This is a genomic window from Deferrisoma camini S3R1, assembly GCF_000526155.1.
Classification (GTDB): domain Bacteria; phylum Desulfobacterota; class Deferrisomatia; order Deferrisomatales; family Deferrisomataceae; genus Deferrisoma; species Deferrisoma camini.
In genome coordinates this window covers 321,760-347,956 of record NZ_JAFN01000001.1, presented here as the reverse complement: position 1 = coordinate 347,956, position 26,197 = coordinate 321,760, and the positions used below count along the sequence as shown (strand labels likewise).

Sequence of the window (26,197 nt, the reverse complement as noted above, 5' to 3'; positions counted from 1 at the left end):
CTAATCCCCCCCGCGAAACAGGTCGGCCACCGCGGCCCACACCCGCTCGAACACCTCGTCCTCCGAGCCCGAGGCGTCCACCAGCCGCACCCGTCCGGGCTCGCGCTCGGCAATGGCCCGGTAGCCCTGCCGGACCCTGCGGTGGAACGCCAGGTCCTCCCTCTCGAACCGCACCTCCGCCCCCTGCGGGCCGTGGCGGCCCAGCGACCGGGCCACCCCCTCCTCGGGGTCCAGATCGAGCACCACGGTGCGGTCCGGCACCACCCCGGCCGCGGCCATGCGGTTCACGGCCCGGACCGCCTCGGCCGGCATTCCCCGGCCCCAGCCCTGGTAGGCCTCGGTGGCGTCGGTGAACCGGTCACACACCACCACCTCCCCCGCCTCGAGGGCCGGCCGGATCAGCCGCTCCACGTGCTGGGCCCGATCCGCGCCGTACAGGAGCAGCTCCGCCCGGGGGCACGGGGGGTCCTCCCGGACCTCGAGGAGCATCCGCCGCAGGTCCCGGCCCAGGGCGGTGCCCCCGGGCTCCCGGGTCAGGCGCACCCGGTGGCCCAGCCGCTCCAGGTGCTCGGCCAGCCTTTGGGCCTGGGTGGTCTTGCCCGTGCCCTCGCCGCCCTCCAGGGTCACGAACACTCCACTCATGCGGGCGGGGTCTCCAGGTCCCAGAACTCCCGCTTGGCCGGCCGGCCCATGAGCCGCTCCACCCCCTGGCGCGGGTCCAGCCGCCCCTCCAGCACGTCCCACACGGTCTCGGCGATGGGCATCTCCACCCCCTGCTTGCGGGCCAGCTCCACGGCCGCGCCCGCGGTCTTCACCCCCTCGGCCACGGCCCGCATCGAGCCGAGGATCTCCTCCAGGGGCTCCCCCTGGCCGAGCCGCAGCCCCACGGTGCGGTTCCGGGACAGGCCGCCGGTGCAGGTGAGCACCAGGTCCCCCATGCCGGCCAACCCCAGGAAGGTCAGGGGGTCGGCCCCCAGGGCCACGCCCAGGCGGCTGATCTCGGCCAGCCCCCGGGTGATCAGGGCGGCGCGGCTGTTGTGGCCGAACCCCAGGCCGTCGGAGATGCCGGCGGCCAGCGCCACCACGTTCTTCAGGGCCCCGCCGGTCTCCACCCCCACGATGTCGTCCAGGGTGTAGACCCGGAACCGGCTGTCGCTGAACAGCTCCTGGAGCCGGCGGCCCGCCCGGGGGTCGCGGCAGGCCAGGCTCACGGCGGTCGGCATGCCCTGGGCCACCTCGGCCGCGAACGAGGGCCCCGACAGGGCCGCGATCCGCCCCTCGAACCCCGGCGGAAGCGCCTCGGTGAGCACCTCGTGCATGAGCCGGAGGCTACCCATCTCGATGCCCTTGGACGCGGTGACCACCCAGGCGTCGGCCTCGATCGCCCCGGCGGCCCGGGTCATGACCTGCCGGACCACCTGGGAGGGGGTCACGCTCACCACCACCCAGGCCCCGGCCACGGCCTCCTCCAGGTCGTGGGTGGGCCGCACCGGGTCCGGGATCCGGCGCCCGGGCAGGTAGAGGTCGTTCTCCCGCGTCTCGGCCATGCGCTCGGCCAGGTCCGGCTCGTACACCCACAGGTCCACGGCCACGCCCTTGCGGCCCAAGACCGTGGCCAGGGCCGTGCCCCACGCCCCGGCCCCCACCACCGCGACCTTCTCCGCGCTCACGGGGTCGTCTCCCGCCGGGGCTCGAGCACCTCCGAGGGGATCGGAATCCGGGGCGCGTCGAACCACAGCTCCTCCAGCCCGAACTCCTCGCGCACCGCCTCGTAGAACACGTGGACCACCCAGTCCCCGAAGTCCAGCAGGGCCCACCGCCCCTCCCGGATCCCCTCGGTGCCGATGGGCCGCACCCCCTGCTTCTTCATGACCTCCAGCACGGCCTCGGCGATGGTCTGCACCCGGCGGTCGCTCGACCCGCTCACGATCACGAAGTAGTCGGTGAACCCGGCCACCTCGCGCACGTCGAGCACGGCCGGATCGGTGGCCCGCTTGTCGGCCGCCGCGCGCACGCAGACCATCATCCGCTCCAGGATCTGTTCGTCGGTCATCTCGCGCTCCCTCGAAACCATTCCGGATGCTGGCTGGCGGCCCGCTCCAGCGAGGCCCGCACCGGCTCCGCCACCAGGTACCGCACCGAGCGCCCCTGGGCCAGCAGGGCCCGGATGGTGGACGACGAGATCTCCAGGGGCGTGACCCGCACGACCCGAACCTCGCGGCCCGACGCGTGCCGGTATCCGTGGGCGGTGGGCTCGAACTCCTCCCGCAGGGCCGGGGGGGGCAGCAGGGGGCCCTCGTCGGGGGGCCGACGCATCACGGCCAGGTCGGCCAGGGCGAACAGCTCGGGGTACCGATGCCAGGTGTGGATCTCCCGGAACGCATCGGCCCCCATGAGAAACCACAGCCTCTGGTCCCGGCCCATCTCGCGCCGGAACTCGGCCAGGGTGTCCACGGTGTAGCTCGGGCCGGCCCGCCGCAGCTCCCGGTCCGACACCCCGAACCGGGGGTTCCCCGCGACGGACTCCCGCAGCCACCCCCAGCGGGCCTCGGCCGGGGCCAGGGACTCGGCGCCCTTGTGGGGCGGAACCCGGGCCGGCACGAACCAGACCCGTTCCAACCCTAGGGCGTCAGCCACCTCCTCGGCGGCCCGCAGGTGGCCCAGGTGGACGGGGTTGAAGGTGCCGCCGAACACCCCCACGCCCCCCGGGGGCGGTGTCTCGGCGGACGGCTCAGCCCTCACGCACCTGCCCTTCGCCGAAGATCACGAACTTCGTGGTGGTCAGGTCCACGACCCCCATGGGTCCGAAGGCGTGGAGCTTGGTGGTGGAGATGCCGATCTCGGCCCCGAGCCCGAGCTGCTGGCCGTCGCTGAACCGGGTCGAGGCGTTCACCGCCACCACCGACGAGTTCACCTCGCGCACAAACCGCTGGGCGTTGGCGTAGTCGCGGGTCACGATGGCCTCGGTGTGGAGGCTGGAGTACCGGTCGATGTGATCGATGGCTGCGTCGAGGCCGTCCACCACCCGCACGGCCAGGATCAGATCCAGGTACTCGGCGTGCCAGTCGTCCTCGGTGGCCTCCCGGGCCTCGGGGATCCACCGACGGGTCTGGGGACACCCCCGGATCTCGACCCCCGCCTCCCCCAGGGATGCGCCGACCCGGGGCAGGAACGCCTCGGCCACGTCCCGGTGGACCAGCAGGGTCTCCAGGGCGTTGCACACCCCGGGCCGCTGGCACTTGGCGTTGAGCACGATCCGCTCGGCCGTGTCCAGGTCGGCCGAGGCGTCCACGAACACGTGGCACACGCCCTTGAAGTGCTTGATCACGGGGATCCGGCTGTTGTCGGTGACGAACCGGATCAGGCCCTCCCCCCCCCGGGGGATGATGAGGTCGATGTACTCGTCGAGCTGGAGCATCTCCAGCACGGCCTGCCGGTCGGTCACGCCCACCACCTGGATCGCGCCTTCCGGCACGCCGGCTGCGGCCGCGGCCCGCTCGAGCACGGCCGCGATGGCCCGGTTGGAGTGGATCGCCTCGCTCCCGCCCCGCAGCACCACCGCGTTGCCCGCCTTCAGGCACAGCCCAGCGGCGTCGGCGGTGACGTTGGGCCGGGACTCGTAGATGATGCCGATCACCCCGAGGGGGATGCGCTGCTTGCCCACCAGCAGGCCGTTGGGCCGCTTCCACATGCGCACCACCTCGCCCACCGGGTCGTTCTGGGCCGCCACCTCGCGCAGGCCCTGGGCCATGGAGGCGATCACCCCGTCCGACAGGGTCAGCCGGTCGATCATCGCCTTCGACAGCCCCGCCCGCTCCGCCGCCTCCAGATCCCTACGGTTGGCGGCCTGGAGCTCGGCCCGGGCCTCCTCGAGCCCGTCCGCCATGGCCCTGAGGGCGTCGTCCTTCACCCGGCTCGAGAGCCTCGCCAGCGCCCGGCTCGCCTGCCGGGCCTTGCGCCCCATCTCCACCAGTTCGTCCCGAATCGACATCCGGCCCTCCTCGCTCCCTCACCTCCCTGCCCTGAACACGACGAGGTCATCCCGGTGGATGACCTCGTCCCCGAAGGTGTAGCCGAGTCTATCAACGATCTCCCACGATGCCAACCCGGCGATCTTACGGAGTTCCCCCGAGCCGTAGGCCGTGAGCCCCCGGGCCACCACCTCCCCCCGGGGCCCTTCGATCACCACCGCGTCACCCCGGTCGAACTCCCCCTCCACGGCCACCACCCCCTTGGGCAGGAGGCTCTTGCCCCCCTCCAGCAACGCCCGCACGGCGCCGGCGTCCACCCGGATCCGGCCCGCCGGCTGGACGGTGTAGGCGATCCAGTGCTTCCGCCGTCGGAGCCGATCGCTCTGGGGCGCGAAAAAGGTTCCCAACGGCTCGCCCGCCAGGATCCGGGCCAGGGCGTGGGGCTCCTTGCCCGAGGCGATGACCACGGCCGCACCCCCGTGGGTCGCCTTTCGGGCCGCCTCGAGCTTCGTGGCCATGCCGCCGGTGCCCAAGCGGGACCGGGACGTCCCCACGAACCGCTGGACCGCCTCGTCCACCCGCTCCACCCGCTCCACCAGCCGGGCGTCGGCGTAGCCCTTGGGATCGCGATCGTACAAACCCTCGATGTGGCTCAGCACCACCAGAGCGTCCGCCTCCACCAGGTTCGACACCAGGGCAGAGAGGTTGTCGTTGTCACCGAACTTGAGCTCCTCCACCACCACGGTGTCGTTCTCGTTGATCACCGGCACGGCCCCGAGCCGCAGCAGGGCCCCGATGGCCGTCTTGGCGTTCTGGTACCGGCGCCGGCTCTCCAGGTCGTCGCGGGTCAGGAGCACCTGGCCCACCGGGATGCCGTGGGGCCGGAACGCGTCTTCGTACACGCCCACCAGGTGGATCTGGCCCACGGCGGCCAGGGCCTGGATCTCGGGGATGGCCTCGGGCCGGCGGGATAGCCCCACCCGCCCCATGCCTGCAGCCACCGCCCCGGAGCTCACCACCACCACCTCGACCCCCCGGGCCCGAGCCTGGGCCACGTCGGCGGCCAGGTCCTCGAACACCCGCCGCTCGAGCCGCCCGTCCGGCCCGGTCAGCACCTGACTGCCCAGCTTCACCACCACCCGGCGGGCCCTCGTCACCGGTTCGCGGCTCACGTCTCCTCCTCTCCTGCGAACAACAGCCGGCCGGTGCGCCGGACCAACTGGTCGACCCCTTCGCCGGTCACGGCCGACACGGCCCACACCTCGATGCCCCGCCGGGCGAACGCGTCGCGGATGGCGGGCAGGGCCTCGCGCACCTCGGTCAGGTCCAGCTTGGTCACCACCACCCGCTCGGGCTTGGACGCGAGGTCCCGGCTGAACGCCTCCAGCTCCCCCCGGATCGCGTCGTACAGGGCCAGGGGCTCCCCCTGGGTGGGGTCCACCAGGTGCAGCAGCAGCCGGGTGCGTTCCACGTGCTTTAGGAACCGGATGCCCAACCCGGCCCCCTCGTGGGCGCCCTCGATCAGGCCCGGGATGTCGGCCACCACGAACGACCGTTCCTCGTTCCAGCGCACCACCCCCAGGTTGGGCACCAGGGTGGTGAACGGGTAGTCGGCGATCTTGGGCCGGGCCGCTGAGATCCGCGAGATCAACGTGGACTTGCCCGCGTTGGGCAGCCCCACCAGGCCCACGTCGGCGATCAGCTTGAGCTCGAGCCGCACCCGGCGTTCCTCGCCCGGCGTGCCCGGCTGGGCGTAGCGGGGGGCGCGGTTGCGGGGGTTGGCGAACCGGGCGTTGCCCTTTCCCCCCTTGCCCCCCCGGAGTAGCCTCACCCTCTGGCCCGGCTCCGTCAGGTCGGCCAGCACCTCCCCGGTCTCGGCGTCGCGCACCACGGTGCCCACGGGCAGCCGGAGCTCCAGGCTCCTCCCCCGGCGGCCGGTCCGGTCGGACCCCATGCCGGGCCGGCCGTTCTCGGCCCGCATGACCCGGCGGTGGCGGAAGTCCAACAGGGTGGTCAACTGGGGGTCGGCCACCAGCACGACGTCCCCGCCGTCTCCGCCGTCCCCGCCGTCGGGGCCGCCCAGGGGAACGAACTTCTCCCTACGGAACGACACGCACCCCCGGCCGCCGTTTCCCGACGCCAGGGTCAGCTCCACCTCGTCCACGAATTTCATCTAGGGGTTTCCCATTTCCGCTAAGAGGCTAGGATGCTAGGAGGCTGGGAGGCTTGAAGGCTTGAAAACCTCCGTGATCTCCCAGCGTTCCAAGTGTGGCCACGCCTCCTTGGCGTCATCATATCGACCCGACCGGTTATCCGGCCAGGCGGAAAAACAAGCGCTACCGCTCCCTGCTCGGTGGGGCAAGGGACCTGTCGGAGAGCCGGGCGCGGCCCCTTGGCTCGCTGCGCAGCGCCTCTGACGCTCGGACCGCGAAAGGGTTCGGATTCCACCGAGTCGTCATGGAAACCAGCTCTTCGGTCCCGTGCCTGCGCGGCGAATCTCATGCCCGGCTTCGCGCCCGGCCGGAGGCAGGTCCCTTGCCCCGCCCCCCGGGGGCTCTGGGTTTGAACGCAACGCGGCATTAGAGTCCGGGGGGCATGAGGCCTGCTGGAGAGCCGCGTGCGGCCGTATCAGGGGACAGAATTCAGAGGACAGTGGACAAGAAAAACCTTTCACGTTTTGCAAAACTCCCCCACGGCTTTTGGACTCTACCCGAACTTCTGCCTTCTGCCCTCTGGCCCCTGACACCTGAATCGCAGGCCCCATGCCCGCCACCGGCAATGGGCCCGGCCCCACGAACGAAGGCCCGGACGGGGTTCCCCTGTCCGGGCCTCGCAAGGGCTGCGTAAGACGTCGGGTCCGGGGAGGGGCCCCTAAGAAGCCGCCTCCTCGGCCGGGACCACGTTCACGTACACCCGGCGCTCCCTGCCCTTCGTCTCGAACTTCACCACGCCGTCCACCAGGGCGAACAGGGTGTGGTCCCGGCCCACGCCCACGTTCTGGCCGGGCTTGAACTTGGTGCCCAACTGCCGCACCAGAATGTTTCCGGCGCGCACCGCCTGTCCGCCAAACCGCTTCACGCCCCTTCGCTTGCCGATACTGTCGCGGCCGTTCCGGGAGCTTCCGCCTGCCTTCTTATGAGCCATTTCCCATCCCTCCTCGGATCAGGCCGTCTCGATGGCCTCGACCTTCACGCCGGTGTAGTGCTGCCGGTGCCCCTGCTTCCGGCGGTACCCCTTGCGGCGCTTCATCTTGAACACGATGATCTTCTTGTCGCGGCCCTGCTCCACGATGGTGCCGCGGACCCGGACGCCCTCCACCACGGGCTTGCCCAGCTTGAGCTCGCTCCCGTCGTTCACCAGGAGCACCTCCTCGAACACCACCTCCTGACCCACGTCTCCCGGGAGCTTCTCCACCTTCACGAAGTCCCCCTGGCCCACCAGGTACTGCTTGCCTCCGGTGCGGATCACTGCGTACATCGGTTTCTTCCTCCAAACCTATGGCCCCGCCGAGGGCCCCTGTTTCGAGCGAAAAGCGGACTATAGTGAACCCGCGGACTCGCTGTCAACCCATGGGAGCCCAAACGACGTGGTTTGGCGGCGGCTCGAGTCACCCCTCCCCGGCGGTCAACACCGAGGGAATCGGGGGAAACAGCGGAAGGGTCGCCAAACTTCCCTTTGGTGGAACCCGGTTACCCTCTCTCCCCCTGCTCCGCCTCCTGGACTAAGGCACAGTTTCTGCATAAACTACAAATCAGCCGCCACCTTACCGGAGGCCTCAAGAAAGCTGCTTTTCATGACACGGAGCATGTGGTTGAAACTGTTTCCCCTGCAACGGATCGTGCGGTTCCTCACCCGACGCCTCGACGACTGGCGGCGCCAGGGGGAGAACTATCTGGAGCACTGGCACCGGCGCCGCCGGCTCTAGACAAAGCCCGTTCCACGTCCTCGGGGCGGTTCAGGTTCAGAAACGTCCGCAGATCAGGATCCACCCGCCGCACCTCCTCCTCCCCAACCTCCACGGTTCGTAACCGGGAGAACGCCCGCAAGATGCCCAGATCTCCGGCGGAGATCCGTTCCAGCAACACCTCCAGGGCGTCCTCCCGGTAGAGGGCGCACAGGGGCTCATACCCGGCCTCCACCCGGGGCACGACCACCTGGGCCTCGTCCCGGCGGGACCAGATCAGGGAGAGGACCCCTCGCCGGATCAGGGGCATGTCACAGGCGAGGCAGAGAACCCAAACGCCTGGGCCCAGGTTCTCCCGTGCCCAGGCGAGGGCCGTGGCGATCCCCCCCAGGGCGCTGGCCCCGGGGAACCGGTCCGGGACGGTGGGGATCCCCCGGTGGGCCAGGTACTCCTTCCCCCCCACCACGATCACCGCACCGGCCAGCGGCTCCACGGCCGCACGCACCCGCTCGATCAAAGGGACGCCCAAGAACTCCATGCGCGCCTTGTCCCGGCCGCCCATGCGGCGCCCCTTGCCCCCCGCCAAGATCGCGGCCAAGGGAATCCGCTCCAGCATACTCCATCTCCGGCCCGGCCGGGAGGAGCGGGCGTTCACTCCTCCACCACCTCGTCGGGCAGCTCGTTCACGTCGTCCTCGCGCCACGGGAAGTGCTCGGCCAGGACCTTGCCCACCTGCTCCACGGCATAGACCAGGCCCTCGCCAAAGGCGCCCCGGGCGAACCGCTCGGCCATGCCGTCGCGGATGCTCTCCCACCCGGCCTGCCCCACGAACCGGTGCACCCCTTCGTCGCCGAAGATGGCGAACCGGCGCTCTGCGGTGGCCAGGTAGATGATCACGCCGTTGCGCTCCCGGGTCTCGTGCATGCCCAGCCGGGCGAAGGCCCGGCGGGCCGCCTCGAGGGGATCCCCTCGGGCCCGTCGGGAGATCACCACCCGGATCTCGGCGCTGGTGCGTCGCTCGGCCTCGGCGATCGCGGTTTCCACCCGGCGCTTCTCCTCCGGGGTGAGGAACGCCGTGGGCCTCGTCTTCCGATCGGACATGGTTCACCACCCTCCGCTGGCGCCGCCGCCGCCGAATCCCCCGCCACCGCCCCCGAAGCCGCCCCCGCCGAACCCACCTCTGCCCCCGAAGCCCCCGCCCGGGCCGAACCACCAGAACCCGCCGCGGCGCACCCCGCGGCCGCCGATGTGGGCCGAGCGCGACCGGGACGCGGCCGCCAGGAACAGCAGCACGAACAGGATGAAGGGAAAGATGCCCAGGACCTGGGGGGGCACGCCCTTGTTCTTCGCCTGGGGCGTGGCCTCGAACTCCCCCCGGCTGGCCTTATCCAGGGCGTCCACCGCGGCCAGGATGCCCCCGGCATAGTCCCCCTTGCGGAACCGGGGAGCCAGCACGTCCCGGATCACCCGGCCGGCCAGGACGTCGGGGATCGCCCCCTCCAGGCCGTACCCCACCTCGATCCGGACCTTACGCTCCTTCGGGAACACCAGCAGGATCAGCCCGTTGTCCCGCCCCTTCTGCCCGATCTTCCAGGCCTCGGCGAGCCGGATCGAGAAGTCCTCCAGGTCCTCGCCCTCCAGGCTCGGGAAGATCGCCACCGCGAACTGGTTCGAGGTGGTGCGCTCGATCTCCGCGAGTCGGGCCTCGATCCGGGCGCGTTCCTGGGGTTTCAGGAGTCCGGCGAAGTCGCTCACCCGCCCGAGGGGCCGGGGCGGCACCTCCAGGCCGGCGGCAGCCGCCGCAAAGGCGAGCCACACCACCCCCAAGATTCCAAGACGCGCTCCCCACCGACCGATGACCGACGACCGTAGACCGACGACCACGTCAGAACCTCACCTTGGGCACCGTCTGGGCGCCCTCCTCTGCCTGGAAGTAGGGCTTGGGCTCGAACCCGAACGCCCGGGCGAACAGGTTGGCCGGAAACGACCGGATCCGGGTGTTGTAGGCCCGGGCCGCCTCGTTGTACCGGGTGCGGGCCACGTTGATCCGGTTCTCGGTGCCCTCGAGCTGGGTCTGCAGGTCCAGGAAGTTCTGGTTCGCCTTCAGGTCGGGGTAGCGCTCGGCCACGGCCAGCAGGCGCGACAGCGCCCCGGACAGCCCCTGCTGGGCCTTGCGGAACTGTTCGAGGGCCCCGGGGGTGAGCCCCCGGGCGTCCACCCGGATCTGGCCCACCCGGCTGCGCGCCTCGGTGACCTGGGTCAGCACGTCCTTCTCGTGGGCCGCATACCCCTTGACCGTCTCCACCAGGTTGGGGATCAGGTCGGCCCGCCGCTGGTAGGAGCTCTCCACGTCGGCCCAGGCCTTGGCCACCTGCTCCTCGGCCGCCACCAGCCCGTTGTAGGTCCCCTTGACCCACCCGTAGGCCAAGAGCACCGCCAGAACCACGGCGCCCAGCGCGATCCATCCCTTCTTCATCTCTGCTCCTCCGTCGAATCCAGAGCCCGGGCCACGGCTTCGACCAGATCCGCTTCCTCCTCGGTCTCCACCGTGCGCGGGTCGAGAACCAAAACCCCCTCGCGTACCCGGCCCACCACCGGCGGCCGGCGCCGCCGGAGCCGGGCCTCCAGCTCGGACACCCCGCCCCCCGCCGGCCGGATCTCCACCACCCAGGTGGGGAGCTCCGCCAGGGGCAGGGCCCCGCCGCCCACCCGGGACACGTCCCGGGCCATCCCCACCTCGGCCCGGGAGCCCACCCGCTCGGCGAGCTCCCTTGCCAGGCCCCGGGCCCGGGCCTCCAGCTCCCCCAGGGACGCGGACAGCATCCGAAGCGCCGGCACCCGCTCGAGCACCCGCGTCGGGTCCCGGTACAGCCCCAGGGTGGCCTCCAGGGCGGCCAGGGTCAACTTGTCGGGCCGGAGGGCCCGCATCAGGGGGTGGCGGGCGCACGCATCCACCGCGGCCCGGCGGCCCACCAGGATGCCGGCCTGGGGTCCGCCCAGCAGCTTGTCGCCCGAGAAGGTGACCAGGTCCACCCCCGCCGCCACGGCCTCGGCCACCGTCGGCTCGGGCTCGACCCCGACCCCGGCCAGGTCCACGAAGCACCCGCTCCCCAGGTCCTCCATCACGGCCAGCCCGTGAGCCCGGGCCAGTCGCACCAGGTCGGCCGCCGGCACGGACGCGGTGAACCCGAGGATCCGGTAGTTGGAGGTGTGCACCTTGAGCAGCAGGGCCGTGTCCGGCCCGATCGCCCGCTCGTAATCATCGAGATGGGTCTTGTTGGTGGTGCCCACCTCCCGGAGCACGGCCCCGCTCTGGGCCATGACGTCGGGCACCCGAAACGACCCTCCGATCTCCACGAGCTCGCCCCGGCTCACCACCACCTCCCGGTCCCGGGCCAGGGCCGAGAGCCCCAACAGCACGGCCGCGGCGTTGTTGTTCACCACGCAGGCCGCCTCCGCGCCGGTGAGCTCCCGGAGCACCTCCTCCACCACCTCGTGGCGGTGGCCGCGCTCGCCAGTGGCCAGCCGGAACTCCACGTTGCAGTACCCAGCCGCACGCAGCAGGGCCTCGCGCGCCTCCTCGGCCAACGGGGCCCGCCCCAGGTTCGTGTGGAGCACCACGCCCGTGGCGTTGATCACCCGACCCAGCCGGGGCGCCACCCGCCGGCCGGCCCGGGCCAGGGTCTGGCGGGCCACCTCGTCGAGGCCGGGCACGTCCCCCCCGCCCTCCCGCACCCGGCTCCGGATCCGCTCGAGCACCTCCCGGGCGGCCTCGACCACGGCGGGCCGGGGCAGGTCGCCCCGCTCCACGGCCGCGCGCACCTCGGGGTGCTGGAGCACCCGATCCACCGCGGGCAGCCGCCTGAGGGCCTCGGCTGCGCTCATCCCGGTTGCCCCACGCGGTGCTCGGCGCCGTCCAGGAGCCGCTCGATGTTGGCCCGATGGGTCCAGAAGGTGAATCCCCCGACCGCCAGGCCCAGCACCACCACGGCGAGCGGGTGGCCGAAAAAGGCCAGGATCAGGGGCAGGGCAGCGGCCGCCCCCAGGCTGCCCAGGCTCACCCAGCGGAACCGCCACACCAGCACGGCAAACACCACCGCGGCCCAGAATACGCTGCCCGGCGCCAGGGCCAGGAACACCCCCAGGCCCGTGGCCACCCCTTTGCCGCCCTTGAACCGCAGGTACAGGGGAAACAGGTGGCCCAGATACGCCGCGAACCCCACGCTCACCACGGCCCACGGCGACGAGAACGCCCCCAGCGCCAGCGCCGTGGGAATGAATCCCTTCAAGGCGTCGCCGAGCAGGGTCACCGCCCCCCACTTCTTGCCCAGGGTGCGGCCCACGTTGGTGGCCCCGATGTTGCCGGAGCCTCCCCGGCGGGGATCCCCGAGACCGAACGCCTTGGCCAGCACCAGCCCGGTGGGCACGGAACCCAACAGGTAGGCGAACACCACGAGCACCAACCAACGCACGGATTCTCCTCCTCGACTTCGGTCGTCGGTCTACCGTCAACGGTCGTCGGTCTGGGGCCTTCGGCCCGCTGGGAGGCTAGGAAACGGGAAGGCTAGAAGGCTTGAAACCCTCCGTGATCTCCCAGCATTCCAAGCGTGATCACGCCTCTTTGGCCTCACCTCACCATCTCGGAGGGCAAGGGACCTGTCGGAGAGCCGGGCGCGGCCGTGTCAGTGGACAGAATTCAGTAGACGGAGGACAGGGGAAGGCTATCGGATGACCTTATTATTAGGATGTCTCCGAGAAACCAGCCCGTTTTTCGGGATGTTGCTGTCCTCTGTCCACTGAAATCTGGTCCCTGAAACCCATGCCCCGCACGCAGCGCTCGGACCGAGACGCACACAAAGTCTGTACCCCGTAAACAGGCCGCCCGGCGGCCCACCCGAGCTGTCCTCTGACTCCCGGACTGCCGAAACCTAACACAGGGTCTGCCGGGCGACAACGGCGGCGTCCGGGTGGGGGCCGCGGACCATTTTTTTCTTTACTTCCGGCGGCCGGTCCCTATAATGACGCGGCTTTGCACCGTACTAGGGGCTCCGAGCACGGAGGGGATCGCCATGAACAGCAAGGGCCGCCATCTTCTTGTGGACTGCTGGAACGTGGACCGGGAGGTGTGCCTGGACGACAAGCGGTTCCTCGAGGCCATGGCCCGGGCCGCCACCCGCGCCGGCGCCAACGTGATCTCGCAGGTGAGGTACCACTTCGGGCACAACTCCCCCCCCGGGTTCACGGCCATGGTGCTCCTGGACGAGAGCCACGTGTCGGCCCACAGCTACGCGGACGACGGACTGGTGGCCCTGGACGTGTTCACCTGCGGCGAGACCAACCCCGCCGACCTGCTGCGGTACCTGCGGGAGGAGCTCGACCTGGGCGACGTGCGCATCCGGGAGGTGGCCCGGTTCGTGGGCCCGGACCAGGGGGAGGAGACCGTGTGGACCGGCGACGACCCGACCGCCCCCCAGCTCCGCATCATCGACGGCAACGCCTGACCCGCCGGCCGCCTTCGCCCCGCCCCCGAGGCCCCGCATCCGCGGGGCCTTTTTCGTTGGACCCGGAGGCAGGTCCCTTGCCCCGCCCTCCGAGGTGACGCGCCTATCTTGCCGCCGGGTCAACAAGACCCCCAAACGTATCGCCAGGGTGCGGGGTGGGGGCCTGGTTCCGGCCGGGCGCGAGTGCGGCATCCGATCGCCGCGCCTTCTCATGCCGCCGCTTACCCGCCCATCCAAGCCACGATAGCGGAAACCTTGGGATCCGGAGGCGATCCGGACATTCGGGGGGCGCGGCGAGCGAAGGGGCCGCACCCGGCGCTCCACCAGGCCCCCACCCCGCACTCCCCGAGGGGAAAGCGCACCAGTCTGGCAATACTTAAGCCTCGCCACCCAGCGGTTGAATAGGAGCGATCGCCCCCTGCTCAGGGGCAAAGGGCCGGGTGGAGAGCCGTTGCCGGCGCCGCGGGGGCCTGACGGGAGATTCTTCGCTCAGCAACGGGCCGCAGGGGTTGACAATCGCTGCGGGCGGGTCCAGAATCCCGGTTCGAATCACAATTCGAACCGGGAGGACGACCCATGGGTTCCCTGGACAACGCCCGAGAGACGATTTTGGCGGTGGCCGCCCGCAAGTTCGCCCACGGAGGGTTCAACGGCGCTCAGATGGCCGAGATCGCCCGGGAGGCGGGCATGGGGGTGGGCACCCTGTACAAGCACTTCCCCAGCAAGGAGGCCCTGTTCCGGGCCATGGTGGACCGGTTCCTGACCGGGCTGTTCGAGGCCACGGAGCAGGTGCTCGACGCCCCCCCGGCCAGCCTGCCCGAGGCCCTGGAGGCTTACGCGCGCACCGCGGTGCAGCGGGTTGAGGCCGACCCCTTGGTGTGCCGGGCCGTGGCCCAGGAGACCCTGGGCAGCCGGGTGGCGTTCCGGCAGGTGATCGGGGCCGAGATCTGGGACCGGATCGAGGCCCACCGGGCCCGGGTGGCCCAGTTCCTGGCCCGGCGCGGGGCCGAGCTGGCGCCGGGGCTGGGGCCCGAGGACGCGGCCGTGTTCTTCCTGGGCACCCTGTGGACCTTTGTGGAGCACGACCTGAACCACGATCGCCTCGACCGGCTGGCCGGTCGGCCGGCGCTGGTGGCCCGGTGCGTGTGGAAGGGGGTGTCGCCGTGAGCCGCGCATCCCGAGCCTTGTTGTGGGGCCTCGTGCTCCTGGCGGTGGCGGTGCCGGCCGCCGGCCGGGCCGAGGACGCCGCGCCGGTCCAGGTGCCCGTGGCCGTGGCCCGAGCCCGGGCCGAGCGGATCGTGGAGACGGCCGAGGGCACGGGAACCCTGGAGCCGTTTGAGACCGCCGACCTGGTGCCCCGGGTGGTGGGGGTCGACGTGACCGAGGTGGCGGTGGACGAGGGCGACCGGGTGCGCAAGGGCCAGGTGCTCGTGCGGCTCGACGACGAGCTGGTGCGCACCCAGATCGAGGGCGTGAGGGCCCGGCTGGAGGCGCTGGACGCCAAGGCCCGGGCCTTGGACGCCCGGATCGGCATGTTGGAGGCCGACACCGGGCGGTTCCGCAGCCTGTTCGAGCAGGGGGTGAGCCCCCGCCAGCAGCTCGACCACGTGGAGGCCCAACTCAAGGTGGCCCGAGCCGAGCGCGTCGCCCTGGACGCCGAGCGCACCGCCCTGGAGAAGACCCTGGAGGAGCTCGACCTGCGGCGCACCTACCACGTGGTCACGGCCCCCTGGAACGGCACGGTCACGGCCCGCCGGGTGGACCCGGGCGACACTGCCGGGGGCCGGCCCGTGCTCACCCTGGCCCGGCTCGACCGGCTCAAGCTCCGGGCCCAGGTGGCCGAGGCCGACGTTCCCCGGGTGCGGCGGGGCCAGAGGGCCCGGGTGGCCGTGGACGCCCTGGGCGACCGGTGGTTCGACGCCCGGGTGGCCCGGGTGCTGCCCCGGCTCGACCCGGTGACCCACACCGGCGAAGTGGAGATCCTTCTCCCGGCCAAGGGCACGCCGCTCAGGCCCGGCATGTTCGCCCGGGTTCGGATCGAGGTGGGCGCCCACCAGGGGGTGACCGTGCCCCGGGACGCGCTGCGCAAGGTGCCCGGCAGCGGGGTGTGGTTCGTGTACGTGGTCACGCCCCAAAGGCGGGCCGAGCGCCGGGACGTGGAGCCCGGCGTGGCCCTGGGGGACCGGGTGGAGATCCTCTCCGGGGTCGAGGCGGGCGAGGACGTGGTGGTGCGGGGCGAGGGCGTGGTGCGCACCGGCGCGGCGGTGCGGGTGACCGAGCGCGTGGGCGAGTGAGGCGGCCATGAACCTGCCATCCCTTTCCGTCCGGCGGCCCGTGGCCGTGCTCATGGGCCTGCTGGCCCTGCTGCTGTTCGGCCTGTGGAGCCTGCCCCGGCTCGACATCGACCTGCTGCCCCGGATCGACCCGCCGGCCATCTCGGTCATCACCTACTACCCGGGGGCCAACGCCCGGGACGTGGAGTCGAACGTCACCAAGGTGATCGAGGACCGGCTCAGCATCGTGTCGAACCTGGACCGGATCACCTCGATCTCCAAGGACAGCCTCTCGGTGGTGACCTGCACGTTCAAGTGGGGCTCGGACCTGGGCGAGGCCGCCAACGACGTGCGCGAGAAGCTCGACATCGCGAAGTTCTACCTGCCCAAGGACATCGAGAACCCCCTGCTGTTCAAGTTCTCGTCGGCCAACTTCCCGATCCTGTTCCTGTCGGTGGAGGCCACCGAGTCGTACCGGGCCCTGTACCAGATCGTGGACAAGCAGATCGCAACGGTTCTGAAGCGCATCCCCGGCGTGGGCGCGGTGATCATCCGGGGCGGGCTCGAGCGGGAGATCCGGGTCGAGGTGGACAACGACCGGCTCGCCGCCTACGGGCTGTCGCTGGACGACCTGGGGCAGGCCCTGAAGCGCGAGAACCTGGACATGCCGGCCGGCGAGGTGAAGATCGGCAAGCGGGCCGTGCCGGTGCGGGTGCCGGGCCGGTTCCGGTCGCCCCGGGAGCTGGCCGCCGTGCCGGTGGCCGTGCGCCGGGGCCGGGTAGTGCGGCTGGGGGACGTGGCCCGGGTGGACGACGCGTTCAAGGACAAGTACGAGGAGATCTTCACCAACGGCCGCACCGGCATCCTGCTGATGATCCAGAAGCAGTCCGGGGCCAACACCGTGAACGTGGTGCGCGAGATCCGGCGGCGGCTGCCCGAGATCGAGCGCAACCTCCCGGCCGACGTGAAGCTGGGCACCATCATGGACTCGGCCGAGGACATCGAGAACATGGTGAACAACCTGAAGTCCAGCCTGTACCTGGGCGGGCTCCTGGTGGTGGTGGTCACCTTCGTGTTCCTGCGGCGGCTGCGGCCGAGCCTGGTGGTGGCGCTCACGATCCCGTTCTCGATGATCGTGACCTTCTTCGCCATGTACCTGTTCGGGTTCACCCTGAACCTGATCAGCATCATGAGCCTGACCATCGCCATCGGCATGGTGGTGGACAACGCCATCGTGGTGCTGGAGAACATCACCCGCCACCTGGAGGAGGGCGAGGCCTCCCCGGCCCGGGCGGCCGTGGACGGAGCCTCCGAGGTGGGCCTGGCCGTGTCGGCCTCCACCCTGACCACCATCGCGGTGTTCCTGCCCCTGGTGTTCCTGGGGGGCATCGCGGGCATCCTGTTCAAGCAGCTCGGGTTCCTGGTGACCCTGACCCTGCTGGCGAGCCTGCTGGTGAGCCTGACCCTCACCCCCATGGCCGCGAGCAAGCTGCTCAAGCCCCAGGCCGGCCGCCGGGGCCTCACCGGCGCGCTGTTCCGGGCCACCGAGGCCGTGCTCGACGGCCTCGAGCGCGCCTATGCCGGGCTGCTCGGCTGGATGCTCCGGCACCGGGCCGCGACCCTGGTGGTGGCCGCCGGGGTCCTGGCCCTGGGGGTCGGCGCCGCCCGGCGCACCGGCTCGGAGTTCATGCCCCAGACCGACACCGGCGAGATCGAGGTCAACGCCGAGCTGCCCGTGGACGTGCGCATCGAGGAGGCCACCCGGGTGGTGGAGCGGCTCATGAAGATCTTCTACGAAGAGGTGCCCGAGGTCCGGGCCCTGTACGCCCTGACCGGCCAGAGCCGCCAGGGCATCGCCACGGCCGTGGGGTTCGAGGAGGGCAACCAGGTGGTGCGGATCGGGGCCAAGCTGGTGGACCGGTCCGAGCGCCAGAGGTCGGTGACCGAGATCGCCGAGGCCCTGCGGCGGCGCTACCGCCAGGTGCCCGACATCGAGAAGCTCAGCGTGCGCACGGTGGGGGCGGCCCAGAAGATCTTCTTCGGGGCCGGGGCCAAGCCCCTGGTGGTGGAGGTGCTGGGCAACGACTGGGAGCGGCTGCGGTCCACGGCCGGCACGATCCTGGAGAAGATGCGCCGGGTGCCCGGGGTGCGCGACGCCTCCTGGTCGCTCAAGCCCGTGAAGACCGAGTGGCTGGTGGAGGTGGACCGGGAGAAGGCGGGCCGGCTAGGCCTGCCCCTGGCCGTGCTGGCCCGGGACGTGCGCACGGCCGTGTTCGGCACCGACTACACCCAGTTCCGGGACGCCGGCGACGACTACGACATCACCGTACGGTTGCGGCCCCAGGACCGGGCCGGCCGGGCCGAACTGGAGGACCTGCGGCTCAAGACCCTCACGGGCCGGATGGTGCGTCTGAAGGACGTGGCCCGGATCACCGAGGGGGAGATCCCGCTGCAGATCGACCGCAAGAACCAGCAGCGCATGATCTCGGTGTCGGCCGACGTGGTGGGCCGGAGCCTGGGGGAGGTCACGGCCGATCTGGAGAAGGTCCTGGCCGGCATGGACCTGCCCGAGGGGATCACGGTGCGGTTCGGCGGCGACGTCAAGGAGAAGGCCGATGCCTTCCGCGACCTGCTTCAGCTCCTGGCCCTCGGCATGGTCCTCGTGTTCATGGTGATGGCGGCCCAGTTCGAGAGCCTGGTGGTCCCGTTCGTGATCTTCTTCTCGGTGCCGTTCGCCCTGACCGGCGCGTTCCTGGGCCTGGCGGCCACGGGCACGCCGCTGTCGCTCATGAGCTTCATCGGCATCATCATGCTGGTGGGCATCGTGGTGAACAACGCGATCGTGCTCGTGGACTACGCCATCCAGCTCCGGGCCAGGGGCCTGGAGCTCAAGGAGGCCCTGCTGAGGGCGGGCCGCACCCGGCTCCGGCCCGTGCTCATGACCACGCTCACCACCGCGTTCGGCATGCTGCCCATGGCCCTGTCGCGCCAGACCGGGCACGAGATGTGGAACCCCCTGGGCATCGCCGTGATCGGGGGCTTGCTGGTGAGCACCCTGGTGACCCTGGGCATCGTGCCGGTGATGGGCTCGCTCCTGATGGGCCGGGCCAAGGTGAGGGAGGCCGCGGGCTAGCGCGGGGCACGCCCCCGGCCCAGCCGGGGGCGCCCCCCGCCCGACAGCGAACGAGCCAGGGGCCGGGCCCCTATGGGGACCGCTCCCGAATCGCGTCGATGGCGGCCTGGGCGTAGCGGCGGTACTTGCGCTGACCGAGGAACGGCTCCAGCGCGCGGATGGCGGCCGGGGATCCGATGCGGCCCAGCGTCTCCATGGCCAGGCGCACGTTGGTGGCCTTGGGGTCCTGCAGGGCCCGCACGAACACCGCCTCGTGCTCGGGGCCGCCGTGGGCCGCCAGGTTCTGCAGGGCGAAGTGGCGCACCACCGGGTTGGGGTGCTCGGCCAGGGGGGCGATCTGGGCCAGGAACTCCGGCCCCCCCCGGTCCAGCAGGATCTGTAGCGCCACGGCCTTGAGGTTCGGGTCGGGTTCGTCCAGGAGCCCCGCCACGGCCCGGACGTCCCCAGCCCCCAGCCGGCCCCTGCGGTCGAACAGCACCATCACGGCCCGGACCCGGTCCCCGGCCGCTGCCCCCGGGTCGGTGGCCAACGACAGGAAGAAGCGGGTCGAGGCGCGGCAGTCGAGGCGCTCCAGCACCTCCAGGATCCGGCCCTTCTCGGGTGGGGCCACCTCGGGGTCGGCCCACAGGGCGGCCAGGTCGGGCACCGCCTCGGCGCCCAGGCAGCTCCACTCGCGCACCGCGGTGCCGGCGTGGCGCCCCTGGCGCACCGCCCCGGCCAACACCTCGCGGCCCCGGGCGTCGCCCCGGGCCGCGAGCAGCGCGGCGGCCCGCAGCCGAACCCTCCACGACTCCTCCCCCAGCGCCTCGGCCAGCAGCCGGTCCGAGTCGGGCACCCCGGCCTGCACCAGGGCCGAGAGCGCCGCGGCCCGCACCCGGGGGTCGTCGTCGTCCAACCCCGCGCGCAGGAGGTCGGTCGCTCCGCCCCGGCGGCCCAGCGCCTCCAGCGCCGCGGCCCGCACCCGGGGGTCGTCGTCGCCCACGGCCCGGGCCAAGGCGCGTTCCGCCTCCGGGCCGGGGATCGATTCCAGGGCCTCGACCGCCTTGCGGCGCACCCAGTAGTCCCGGTCCCCGAGCATCTCGGCCAGGGGCCCGGCGGCCTCGGGCCGGCCCGTGCGGCCCAGGGCCACAGCGCAGGCCGCCTTGACCCCGAAGGCGTCCTCGGCCTCCGCCCGGTAGGCGGCGGCCAGCAGGTCCACCGCCTCCGCCCCCCCCATCTCGCCCAGGGCCTCCGCCGCCTTCCGGCGGGCGTTTCCGTCCGGCCCGGTGAGGTCGGCCTTGAGGGAGGCCAGGTCCCCGGCCCCCGCGGCCGTGGCCGCGAGCACCACCCACACGATCCATCCGATCCAGCCCATCCCGATCCTTTCCTACCGAAACTCCGCGCCCACATCGGTCCATGCCCGATGGTACTTGAGGTAGCGCTCCGGCGCATCCTTTGGGTGGCACACCGCACACACGCTGCGAGCCGCCTGCTGGGGGTCCCGCAGCCGCAGGAACCGGGTGACCACGTTGGGCCCCAGGGCCCCGAACCCCGGCTTCACGAAGCTGCCGAACGGGCTCCACCGATGGGGGTCGTGGCAACTGACGCACTGGAGGTTCCCCGAGGGCCCGGCGTTGCCCTGCCGGTCGTACAAGGGAATCAGCGGCTCCTCCCCGGTCTTGAGGGCCCAGGTGTCGGTGAGGAGCATGGGCCGCTGGAGGTAGATCGTGCCCCGCGGCGTCCGGAGGGGCTCGGCGTCCTTCATGTGGTGCTGCAGGAGGGGCCGCTCCCCGGGCAGGGGCCCCTCCTGCCCGTGGCACGACCGGCACAGCCGGTTCGGCGCGTAGTCCCCGGCCGCGGGCTCCAGGGCCCACAGGGCCCGGTCCACCGCGCCGTGGGTGCGGTGGCAGGGTCCGCAGGGGCCCAGGGGGTCGGGCGGGTCCGTGCGCACGTCGTGGGCCGTGCCCCGCACCGCCGCCTCGGCGGGGTGGCACTGCTGGCAGAGGGCCCCGTCGGCCGGCGGCATCCGCAGGAACCAGGGGATCCGCTCGCCTTCCCGGTTCCACGCGCCGTGGAGGTCGTGGCAGGTGGTGCAGGCCAGCACGCGCCCCACCCGCCCGCCGAGGGGGTCGTACAGGGGCAGGTCGCCGGCCTCCATGGACTCGGGCACCACCACGTCCACGGGGTGGGACCGGGGGCCGGTGTGGGGCCACGGCCCGCCCGAAGAAGGGCCGTGGCAGCCGGTGCACTTCCGGTCGTTCCAGGTGCCGGTGGCCTCGGCTCGCAGGCTCCAGAGGGGGGGCTCCCCCTCACGGCAGTGCTGGGGATGGCACACATCGCAGGCCGCCCCCGCCCCGCCCGAGCGGGGGTCGTGTGGGCTACCCAGCAGCGACGCCTTGTCGCCGTGGCAGGTCAGACACAGCCGGGGGGGATCGCGGGGTTCCATCCGGAACCCGTCGGGCCGGTGCACGTCGTGGCAGGTGGGGCAGGTCATGAACCCGAAGGGGTTGCGCCGGCCGGCCCGGTCGAACAGGGGAAGCCGCTCCCCCAGGCCCTTCCAGGCCGGCGCTCCCTTCGGGGTGTGGGCCGCCAGGCTCACCGTGTCCGGGCCGTGGCACGCCCGGCACCGGTCCTCTGCCGGCCGGGACTCCTCGTCCCCGTGGCCCGGGTGGCACGAGAAACACCCCGATACCCCCCCGTGGGGGGCCCGGGTCGCCTCGCGCTTGTCCGGATGGCACCCGAGGCACGCCCTCTGCCCCCCGCGGACCGGGGCCCCCGGCCGGTGGGGGTCGTGGCAGGTGGGGCACCCCACCTCCCCCTCGGGGGCCGGGCGGCCGGTCCCCCCGAACACCGGCAGCCCCGGCCGGGCCTCCGACGCGACGCCCAGGTGGACCTGGCCCTCGTCGTGGCACCCGGCGCACCGGGCCGCGGGCGCACCGGTGCCGTGGATGTCGTGGCAGGCGCCGCACCCGGGCCGACCGCCGTGGCCGCGGCCCCCCTCGGCCATCGGGTGGCAGCCCTGACAGTCCGCAGGACCGGCCTTCGCCCGATGGGCCGCGTGGCAGGTGGAGCATCCGAGCACCCGGCCCCCGGGCAGGGGCACGGCCACGGGGTGGGCCCCAGTGTTGGCGGGCACGAACGGGTTCTGGCCGGGATGGCAGTACAGGCACCGGACCCCCGGGCTGCCCACCAGCAGGGGGGCAACCGCCGCCCCGTGGGCCCGGTGACACGTGGTGCACACCAGGTTGCCCCCCGCATCAAGCCCCATGCCCCGCCTGGCCAGGCTCTTCGGATCCGCGGCCACCGGCACGGCCCGGCCGTGGGGCCCGGCTCCTTCGGCCGCGTGGCACGATCCGCACAGCAGGTTCCGGTCGGTGGGCATCCGGAGCAGGCCCTTGGGGCTTCCCTCGGGTCGGACCGGGTTGTGGACGGCGTGGCAGTCGGTGCAGACGGGGCTCGCAGCCGGGTGATCGCTCGGGGTCTGGGTGTCGGGATGGCACGTCAGGCACGGCCGCCCCTCGGCCAAGAGGGGCTCGGACCGGTGGGGCCGGTGGCACGACCCGCACCCCGCCTTCTGGTGGGAGGGCGGTGCCGGGAGCCGGGCGTGGCACACCCGGCACAGCCCGTCCTCCCGGTCCCCGTACGGCGCCACCAGCAAGGCCCGGCCCGAGGCGCCGTGGAGGCGGTGGCAGGTGGCGCACACCACCGTGTCCCCCTCGGTCCGGCCGCCCAGGGCCGAGATCCTCTCGCGCGCCTCCGGGCTCAACTCCATGCCCAGGTGCCGGTCGGCTCGGCCCGGGTGACACGACGCGCAGGGCTCGTTTCCCCGGGGCAGCACCCGGAGCCAGCGCCGGCCGGCTTCGCCCCCGGCGTGGGGGGAGTGGCAGGTGCCGCACTCGATCCGGCCCCCGTACAGGGCGAACGGCTCGGGGGGCGGCCGGGCCGCGGCCACGCCGGACGGGTGCTGGGAGCCCCGGGCCAGGATGCGCCGGCTGTCCACCACCGACCCGTTGTGGCAGGACCGGCACACCCGCTCCTGGGCCGCCTCGTCCCCCAGGATCACGGTGCGGTCCTCCCGCAGCAGGTCGAAGGCGGCCCGGTCCCGCGAGGGGTGGCAGGTCACGCAGGGCCAGTCGTCCACGGCCGCGGCCCGCGCCGGCGGGCACCACAGGAGGAGGCCGAGCAGCACGAGCCAGATCATTCGTCGGCCGGGGCCTCCCGCTTGAAGATGAAGAAGGCCCCGCGGACCTCCCCCTGGGGGGTGGTGTAGGGGATGGTGGTCACCAGCTCCCACCCCTCCTCCCCGGCCCGCTTGACCCGACCCAGGTCGAGGGCCTCCTTGGGCAACCCCCCGAACGGCTCGGGGTTGGGCACGAAGATCTGCCCGTACTCCCATTTTCGGCTCACGGCGGTTCCTCCACGGTCCACATCCGGCCCGGTGCTGCGTCGAGCACCCAGACTCTTTTCCGCCACCGCAGGCGCAACGGATCGGCGAAGCGGATCGCCCGTCCGTTCGCCCGCACCGTCGTGCCGCCCCTCGCCGGGTCCAGAAGCACCAGCACGCCCGTCACCCCGTCCGACACCCAGACCCGGCCCTTCCCGTCCACCGTCACGCCGGTGGGGCGGGTCAGGCCCGTGCCGCCGACGTCGAGGGTGCCCAGATACGCGCCCGACGGGTTGAACGCCAGCACGGCCGGCCCGGCCGGGTCGGTCACGTATCCTTCGCCTGCCGGCCCCAGGGCCACCGAGAACGGGGCCCGGGCCCGCTCGGACAGGTCGGTCCACGCCAGGGCCGAGCCGTCGTAGGCGAACAGCACCACCCGCCTGGGGCGACGGTCCACCACCCAGACGATCCCGTCCCGGGCGGCCATGCCCGCCGGATCGCCGAGGGGCGGCTCCGCGATCAGGGGAACGCTCCGGCGCTCCCCCCCGGCCCACAGGGCGAGCCGGAACCCCCCGGCGCCGGAATGGAGGACCAGCACGGCGCCCTCCGGCGCCGCGGCCACCGCGGCCGGCCGGGGCACCCCCGGCACCTCGGCCGCCCGCCCCCCCGGCCGGCCGCGCAGAACCCGGCCCGACAGGTCCTCCACCCACCACACCCTCCCGTCGCGGTCCACCGCGAACGACCGGGGCTGGTTCATGGCGGGCAGGGGCACCCGAAACGGCCGGGGGCCCCCGGCCCACGCCCCCCAGGCCCACAGGAGGAGGACCAGGACCGCGGCCCCGCCCCATCCCCCCGTACCGTTGCCCACCCCTCCGGAGCCCCTCACCGCACCCCCTCCAGCCGCCGCAGCACCGCGAGGTCCTCCAGGAGCCGGCGACGGTAGGCGTCGAACAGCCCGGGCCCGTTCAGCCACGGGCTGCCCCTGCGGTGGCACTGCCGGCAGGCGAGCCCCTGGGCTCGGAACCGGGCGCCCGCGCCCGGCCGGTCCACGGCCTGCCACCCCTCCGGGGTCCTTCGTGCGGCAAACAGCCGGTTTCCCCGGTCCGGGAACCGCCGCACCGTGAGCCGGGGCCCGGCCAGGTGGCAGACCCCGCAGTCCAGCCCCACCCAGTGCAGGTTCCGGAACGCGCGAAGGACCGGATCCCGCAGATGGGCGGCGGCCGGGTGGCAGGAGGTGCAGTACCCACCGGGCTCCGCCAGGCGGCCGCGGTCGTACGCGTGGAACGGCTCGGGCCGCGGCACCTCGGCCCTCGGAGGCGGCCCCGCCGGCCCGGCCGACCCGGGAAGCCGCGCGTATCCCCACCCCGCGGCGGCCAGGAGCCCCACGGCCACCACCGAACCGAGCCGTCGGACCCACCCGCTAGCCACGGTCGTCCTCCAGCCGGGCCAGGATCTCCCGGGCCCGCGGCGCCACCGGGCTGAACGGGTCCTGCTCCAGGAACCGCCCCAGGGCCCCGCGGCACTCCTCCTTGCGGCCGGCCTTCCAGCACACGAGGCCCAGGTTGAACAGGGCCTGGGAGTACCCCGGGTACAGGCTCAGGGCCTCCCGGTAGGCGGCCACGGCCGCGTCCCAGTCCTGGGCCCGGGCCGCGGCGTTTCCGGCCTCGAGGAGGTCCTCCACCGAGGGAGGTGCCGCCTCTGCGACGGCTTCCGGAGCTTCGGCCTCCTCGACCCAGGCCGGCCACGCCCGTTCGGCAAGCGTCAGGGGTACCCGGCCGGTCAACCACGCGGGGTTCCAGGGGAGCTTCTCCGGGGCCAGCAGCGCGAAGAACAGGTGCCACCCCAGGGGGATGAGAGCGGCCAGCCCCAGGGCGGAGTGGACCCGCGCCGCCGCCACCAGCCCGCCGGGGCCGAGCCACCGGACCGCCCAGGTCGGGTGGGCCTCGGCCCAGCCGGTCACCAGCAACGCCGGCACGACCACCGCGAACCCCAGGTACGCCAACCGCTCCCGGTGGGAGTACCGGCCCCGCCGCTCCGGCGGCCCGAACGGAGCGAGCGCCCGGAGCAGGCTCGCCAGGTCCCCCGGCCGGGGCAGCAGCCCCCAGGGGTTTCTTCCCTCGAGCCACCCCAGGCACACCCGCACCCCATGGAGGGCGGCCACGAGCACCAGCACCGCGGCCGAGGCGCCGTGGACCAAACTGGGGTCCAGGGGCCCGAGCATCTTCGCCAAGGCCGGGGTCTCCAGGGCGGGGCCGGTGGCCAGCGCCCCGGCCATGCCGGCGATGGCGCCCAGGTGGAGCCACCGGTCCACCGGGTCGAGAACCTCCACGGTGCGGGGGCGGGGGGTCACGGCCTTCTCCCTCCCAGGGCGTGCAGGACGAGCACCAGACCCACGGCCAGCCCCGCCCACGCCAGGGCGGGCCGCGCCCCTCCCCACACCGGCGCCGCCGGGTCGCGGCGGTGGTCGAACAGGGCCGAGAACCCGGGGGGCGCGCCGGGGTGGCAGGCCGCCGCGGCACAGGCGGCCCGGGCCTCCTCGCCGGCGGCCACCCCGTGCACCCCGTGGCAGTCCGTGCACCCCGGCGCCCGGGACCCGGCCTCCCGGTGGGCCCGGGCGCCGAAGGCGCCCGGCGTGTCGGGGTATCTGACCACCGGGGCCTCCACCTCTGCATGGCACCCCAGGCAGGGATCGTCCGGGTTCTCGGGCCTGGCCGCCCCGCCGTGGCACGCCAGGCAGGGGGGATCGGCGATCCGTGCGTGGGCACCCGAGGCCTCGGAGGCCGCCAGCTCGGCGTGGCTCGCGTCGGGCACGTGACACGGCAGGTCACAGCGCACCTTGGGCTCCGGGTGGGGGAACACCTCGGCCCCCTTGTGGCAGTCGCCGCAGGCCAGGCGGCCGTGGACCCCGGCCCGGTAGGCCTCGGGAAGGACCCACCGGGGCCGGCCGGCCGTGCCGAACCCGGGCACGCCGTGGCACTCGAGGCACGGGTCGGGCCCTGCGGCGACCGCGGCCACGGCCCACGCCGCCAGCGCGATCCCCACCAGGCCCCCA

The 26,197-nt window shown here is 72.9% G+C and carries 26 protein-coding genes; 4 read left to right on the top strand and 22 right to left on the bottom strand.

The features are described 5' to 3' along the window. From tmk to plsY, 15 genes are all read right to left on the bottom strand, one after another. Entirely contained in the window at window positions 1-642 is a 642-nt protein-coding gene (tmk, locus tag DEFCA_RS0101510; RefSeq protein WP_281173727.1) for a dTMP kinase, read from the bottom strand. Continuing rightward, window positions 639-1,670 (bottom strand): NAD(P)H-dependent glycerol-3-phosphate dehydrogenase, encoded by a 1,032-nt coding sequence (locus DEFCA_RS0101505; protein ID WP_025321285.1) that lies wholly within the window; start codon window positions 1,668-1,670, stop codon window positions 639-641. The genes tmk and DEFCA_RS0101505 overlap by 4 nt, the downstream gene beginning before the upstream one ends. Continuing rightward, entirely contained in the window at window positions 1,667-2,053 is a 387-nt protein-coding gene (rsfS, locus tag DEFCA_RS0101500) for a ribosome silencing factor (protein ID WP_051463172.1), read from the bottom strand. Before rsfS ends, DEFCA_RS0101505 begins: the two co-directional genes overlap by 4 nt. Further along, window positions 2,050-2,742 carry a nicotinate-nucleotide adenylyltransferase gene (gene nadD, locus DEFCA_RS0101495; protein ID WP_084318616.1) on the bottom strand — a complete coding sequence of 231 codons (693 nt, stop codon included), beginning with the start codon at window positions 2,740-2,742 and terminating at the stop codon, window positions 2,050-2,052. Before nadD ends, rsfS begins: the two co-directional genes overlap by 4 nt. Then, complete coding sequence (locus tag DEFCA_RS0101490; protein WP_025321282.1) at window positions 2,732-3,991, bottom strand: glutamate-5-semialdehyde dehydrogenase; 1,260 nt, start codon at window positions 3,989-3,991, stop codon at window positions 2,732-2,734. The genes nadD and DEFCA_RS0101490 overlap by 11 nt, the downstream gene beginning before the upstream one ends. An 18-nt stretch (window positions 3,992-4,009) precedes the next feature. After that, window positions 4,010-5,143: a glutamate 5-kinase gene (gene proB, locus DEFCA_RS0101485; RefSeq protein WP_025321281.1), complete on the bottom strand. Its 1,134-nt coding sequence runs from the start codon at window positions 5,141-5,143 to the stop codon at window positions 4,010-4,012. Further along, entirely contained in the window at window positions 5,140-6,144 is a 1,005-nt protein-coding gene (gene obgE, locus DEFCA_RS0101480; protein ID WP_025321280.1) for a GTPase ObgE, read from the bottom strand. Before obgE ends, proB begins: the two co-directional genes overlap by 4 nt. Window positions 6,145-6,842: 698 nt before the next feature. Beyond that, window positions 6,843-7,115 (bottom strand): 50S ribosomal protein L27, encoded by a 273-nt coding sequence (gene rpmA, locus DEFCA_RS0101475; RefSeq protein WP_025321279.1) that lies wholly within the window; start codon window positions 7,113-7,115, stop codon window positions 6,843-6,845. 18 nt (window positions 7,116-7,133) lie between these two features. Continuing rightward, complete coding sequence (gene rplU, locus DEFCA_RS0101470; protein ID WP_025321278.1) at window positions 7,134-7,448, bottom strand: 50S ribosomal protein L21; 315 nt, start codon at window positions 7,446-7,448, stop codon at window positions 7,134-7,136. A gap of 371 nt (window positions 7,449-7,819) precedes the next feature. Next, window positions 7,820-8,491, bottom strand: a complete 672-nt coding sequence (mobA, locus tag DEFCA_RS0101465; RefSeq protein ID WP_025321277.1) for a molybdenum cofactor guanylyltransferase — start codon at window positions 8,489-8,491, stop codon at window positions 7,820-7,822. Between the two features lie 35 nt (window positions 8,492-8,526). Next, a complete protein-coding gene (locus DEFCA_RS0101460; RefSeq protein WP_025321276.1) occupies window positions 8,527-8,976 on the bottom strand; it encodes a TPM domain-containing protein in 450 nt (149 codons plus the stop codon). Between the two features lie 3 nt (window positions 8,977-8,979). Next, window positions 8,980-9,696 (bottom strand): TPM domain-containing protein, encoded by a 717-nt coding sequence (locus tag DEFCA_RS23925; protein ID WP_025321275.1) that lies wholly within the window; start codon window positions 9,694-9,696, stop codon window positions 8,980-8,982. A gap of 64 nt (window positions 9,697-9,760) precedes the next feature. Further along, entirely contained in the window at window positions 9,761-10,351 is a 591-nt protein-coding gene (locus DEFCA_RS0101450; RefSeq protein ID WP_025321274.1) for a LemA family protein, read from the bottom strand. Beyond that, on the bottom strand, window positions 10,348-11,760 hold the full coding sequence (selA, locus tag DEFCA_RS0101445; RefSeq protein WP_025321273.1) for an L-seryl-tRNA(Sec) selenium transferase: 1,413 nt from the start codon (window positions 11,758-11,760) through the stop codon (window positions 10,348-10,350). Before selA ends, DEFCA_RS0101450 begins: the two co-directional genes overlap by 4 nt. After that, window positions 11,757-12,347, bottom strand: a complete 591-nt coding sequence (plsY, locus tag DEFCA_RS0101440) for a glycerol-3-phosphate 1-O-acyltransferase PlsY (protein ID WP_025321272.1) — start codon at window positions 12,345-12,347, stop codon at window positions 11,757-11,759. Before plsY ends, selA begins: the two co-directional genes overlap by 4 nt. Before the next feature lie 597 nt (window positions 12,348-12,944). Here plsY and speD point away from each other — a divergent pair. The 4 genes from speD to DEFCA_RS0101420 all read left to right on the top strand — a co-directional run bounded on the left by speD (window position 12,945) and on the right by DEFCA_RS0101420 (window position 18,782). After that, complete coding sequence (gene speD / locus DEFCA_RS0101435; protein WP_025321271.1) at window positions 12,945-13,376, top strand: adenosylmethionine decarboxylase; 432 nt, start codon at window positions 12,945-12,947, stop codon at window positions 13,374-13,376. A 576-nt stretch (window positions 13,377-13,952) separates the two neighbouring features. Continuing rightward, window positions 13,953-14,543 (top strand): TetR/AcrR family transcriptional regulator, encoded by a 591-nt coding sequence (locus DEFCA_RS20120; RefSeq protein WP_025321270.1) that lies wholly within the window; start codon window positions 13,953-13,955, stop codon window positions 14,541-14,543. After that, window positions 14,540-15,670 carry an efflux RND transporter periplasmic adaptor subunit gene (locus tag DEFCA_RS0101425; protein WP_169709400.1) on the top strand — a complete coding sequence of 377 codons (1,131 nt, stop codon included), beginning with the start codon at window positions 14,540-14,542 and terminating at the stop codon, window positions 15,668-15,670. The genes DEFCA_RS20120 and DEFCA_RS0101425 overlap by 4 nt, the downstream gene beginning before the upstream one ends. A 7-nt stretch (window positions 15,671-15,677) precedes the next feature. Further along, window positions 15,678-18,782: an efflux RND transporter permease subunit gene (locus tag DEFCA_RS0101420; RefSeq protein WP_025321268.1), complete on the top strand. Its 3,105-nt coding sequence runs from the start codon at window positions 15,678-15,680 to the stop codon at window positions 18,780-18,782. 70 nt (window positions 18,783-18,852) lie between these two features. On the opposite strand, the gene DEFCA_RS23920 is transcribed toward DEFCA_RS0101420, so the two are convergent. Genes DEFCA_RS23920 through DEFCA_RS0101385 form a run of 7 tightly spaced genes read right to left on the bottom strand, consistent with a single transcriptional unit; the run spans window position 18,853 to window position 26,187 of the window. Beyond that, a complete protein-coding gene (locus tag DEFCA_RS23920; protein ID WP_025321267.1) occupies window positions 18,853-20,136 on the bottom strand; it encodes a HEAT repeat domain-containing protein in 1,284 nt (427 codons plus the stop codon). A gap of 12 nt (window positions 20,137-20,148) precedes the next feature. Continuing rightward, window positions 20,149-22,962 (bottom strand): cytochrome c3 family protein, encoded by a 2,814-nt coding sequence (locus DEFCA_RS23915; protein WP_025321266.1) that lies wholly within the window; start codon window positions 22,960-22,962, stop codon window positions 20,149-20,151. Then, entirely contained in the window at window positions 22,959-23,168 is a 210-nt protein-coding gene (locus tag DEFCA_RS0101405) for a hypothetical protein (RefSeq protein WP_025321265.1), read from the bottom strand. Before DEFCA_RS0101405 ends, DEFCA_RS23915 begins: the two co-directional genes overlap by 4 nt. After that, a complete protein-coding gene (locus tag DEFCA_RS0101400) occupies window positions 23,165-24,031 on the bottom strand; it encodes an NHL repeat-containing protein (protein WP_025321264.1) in 867 nt (288 codons plus the stop codon). Before DEFCA_RS0101400 ends, DEFCA_RS0101405 begins: the two co-directional genes overlap by 4 nt. After that, entirely contained in the window at window positions 24,028-24,573 is a 546-nt protein-coding gene (locus tag DEFCA_RS0101395) for a hypothetical protein (protein WP_025321263.1), read from the bottom strand. The genes DEFCA_RS0101400 and DEFCA_RS0101395 overlap by 4 nt, the downstream gene beginning before the upstream one ends. Continuing rightward, complete coding sequence (locus tag DEFCA_RS0101390) at window positions 24,566-25,495, bottom strand: tetratricopeptide repeat protein (RefSeq protein ID WP_025321262.1); 930 nt, start codon at window positions 25,493-25,495, stop codon at window positions 24,566-24,568. Before DEFCA_RS0101390 ends, DEFCA_RS0101395 begins: the two co-directional genes overlap by 8 nt. Continuing rightward, on the bottom strand, window positions 25,492-26,187 hold the full coding sequence (locus tag DEFCA_RS0101385) for a hypothetical protein (protein ID WP_025321261.1): 696 nt from the start codon (window positions 26,185-26,187) through the stop codon (window positions 25,492-25,494). Before DEFCA_RS0101385 ends, DEFCA_RS0101390 begins: the two co-directional genes overlap by 4 nt. Between the last annotated feature and the right edge of the window lie 10 nt (window positions 26,188-26,197).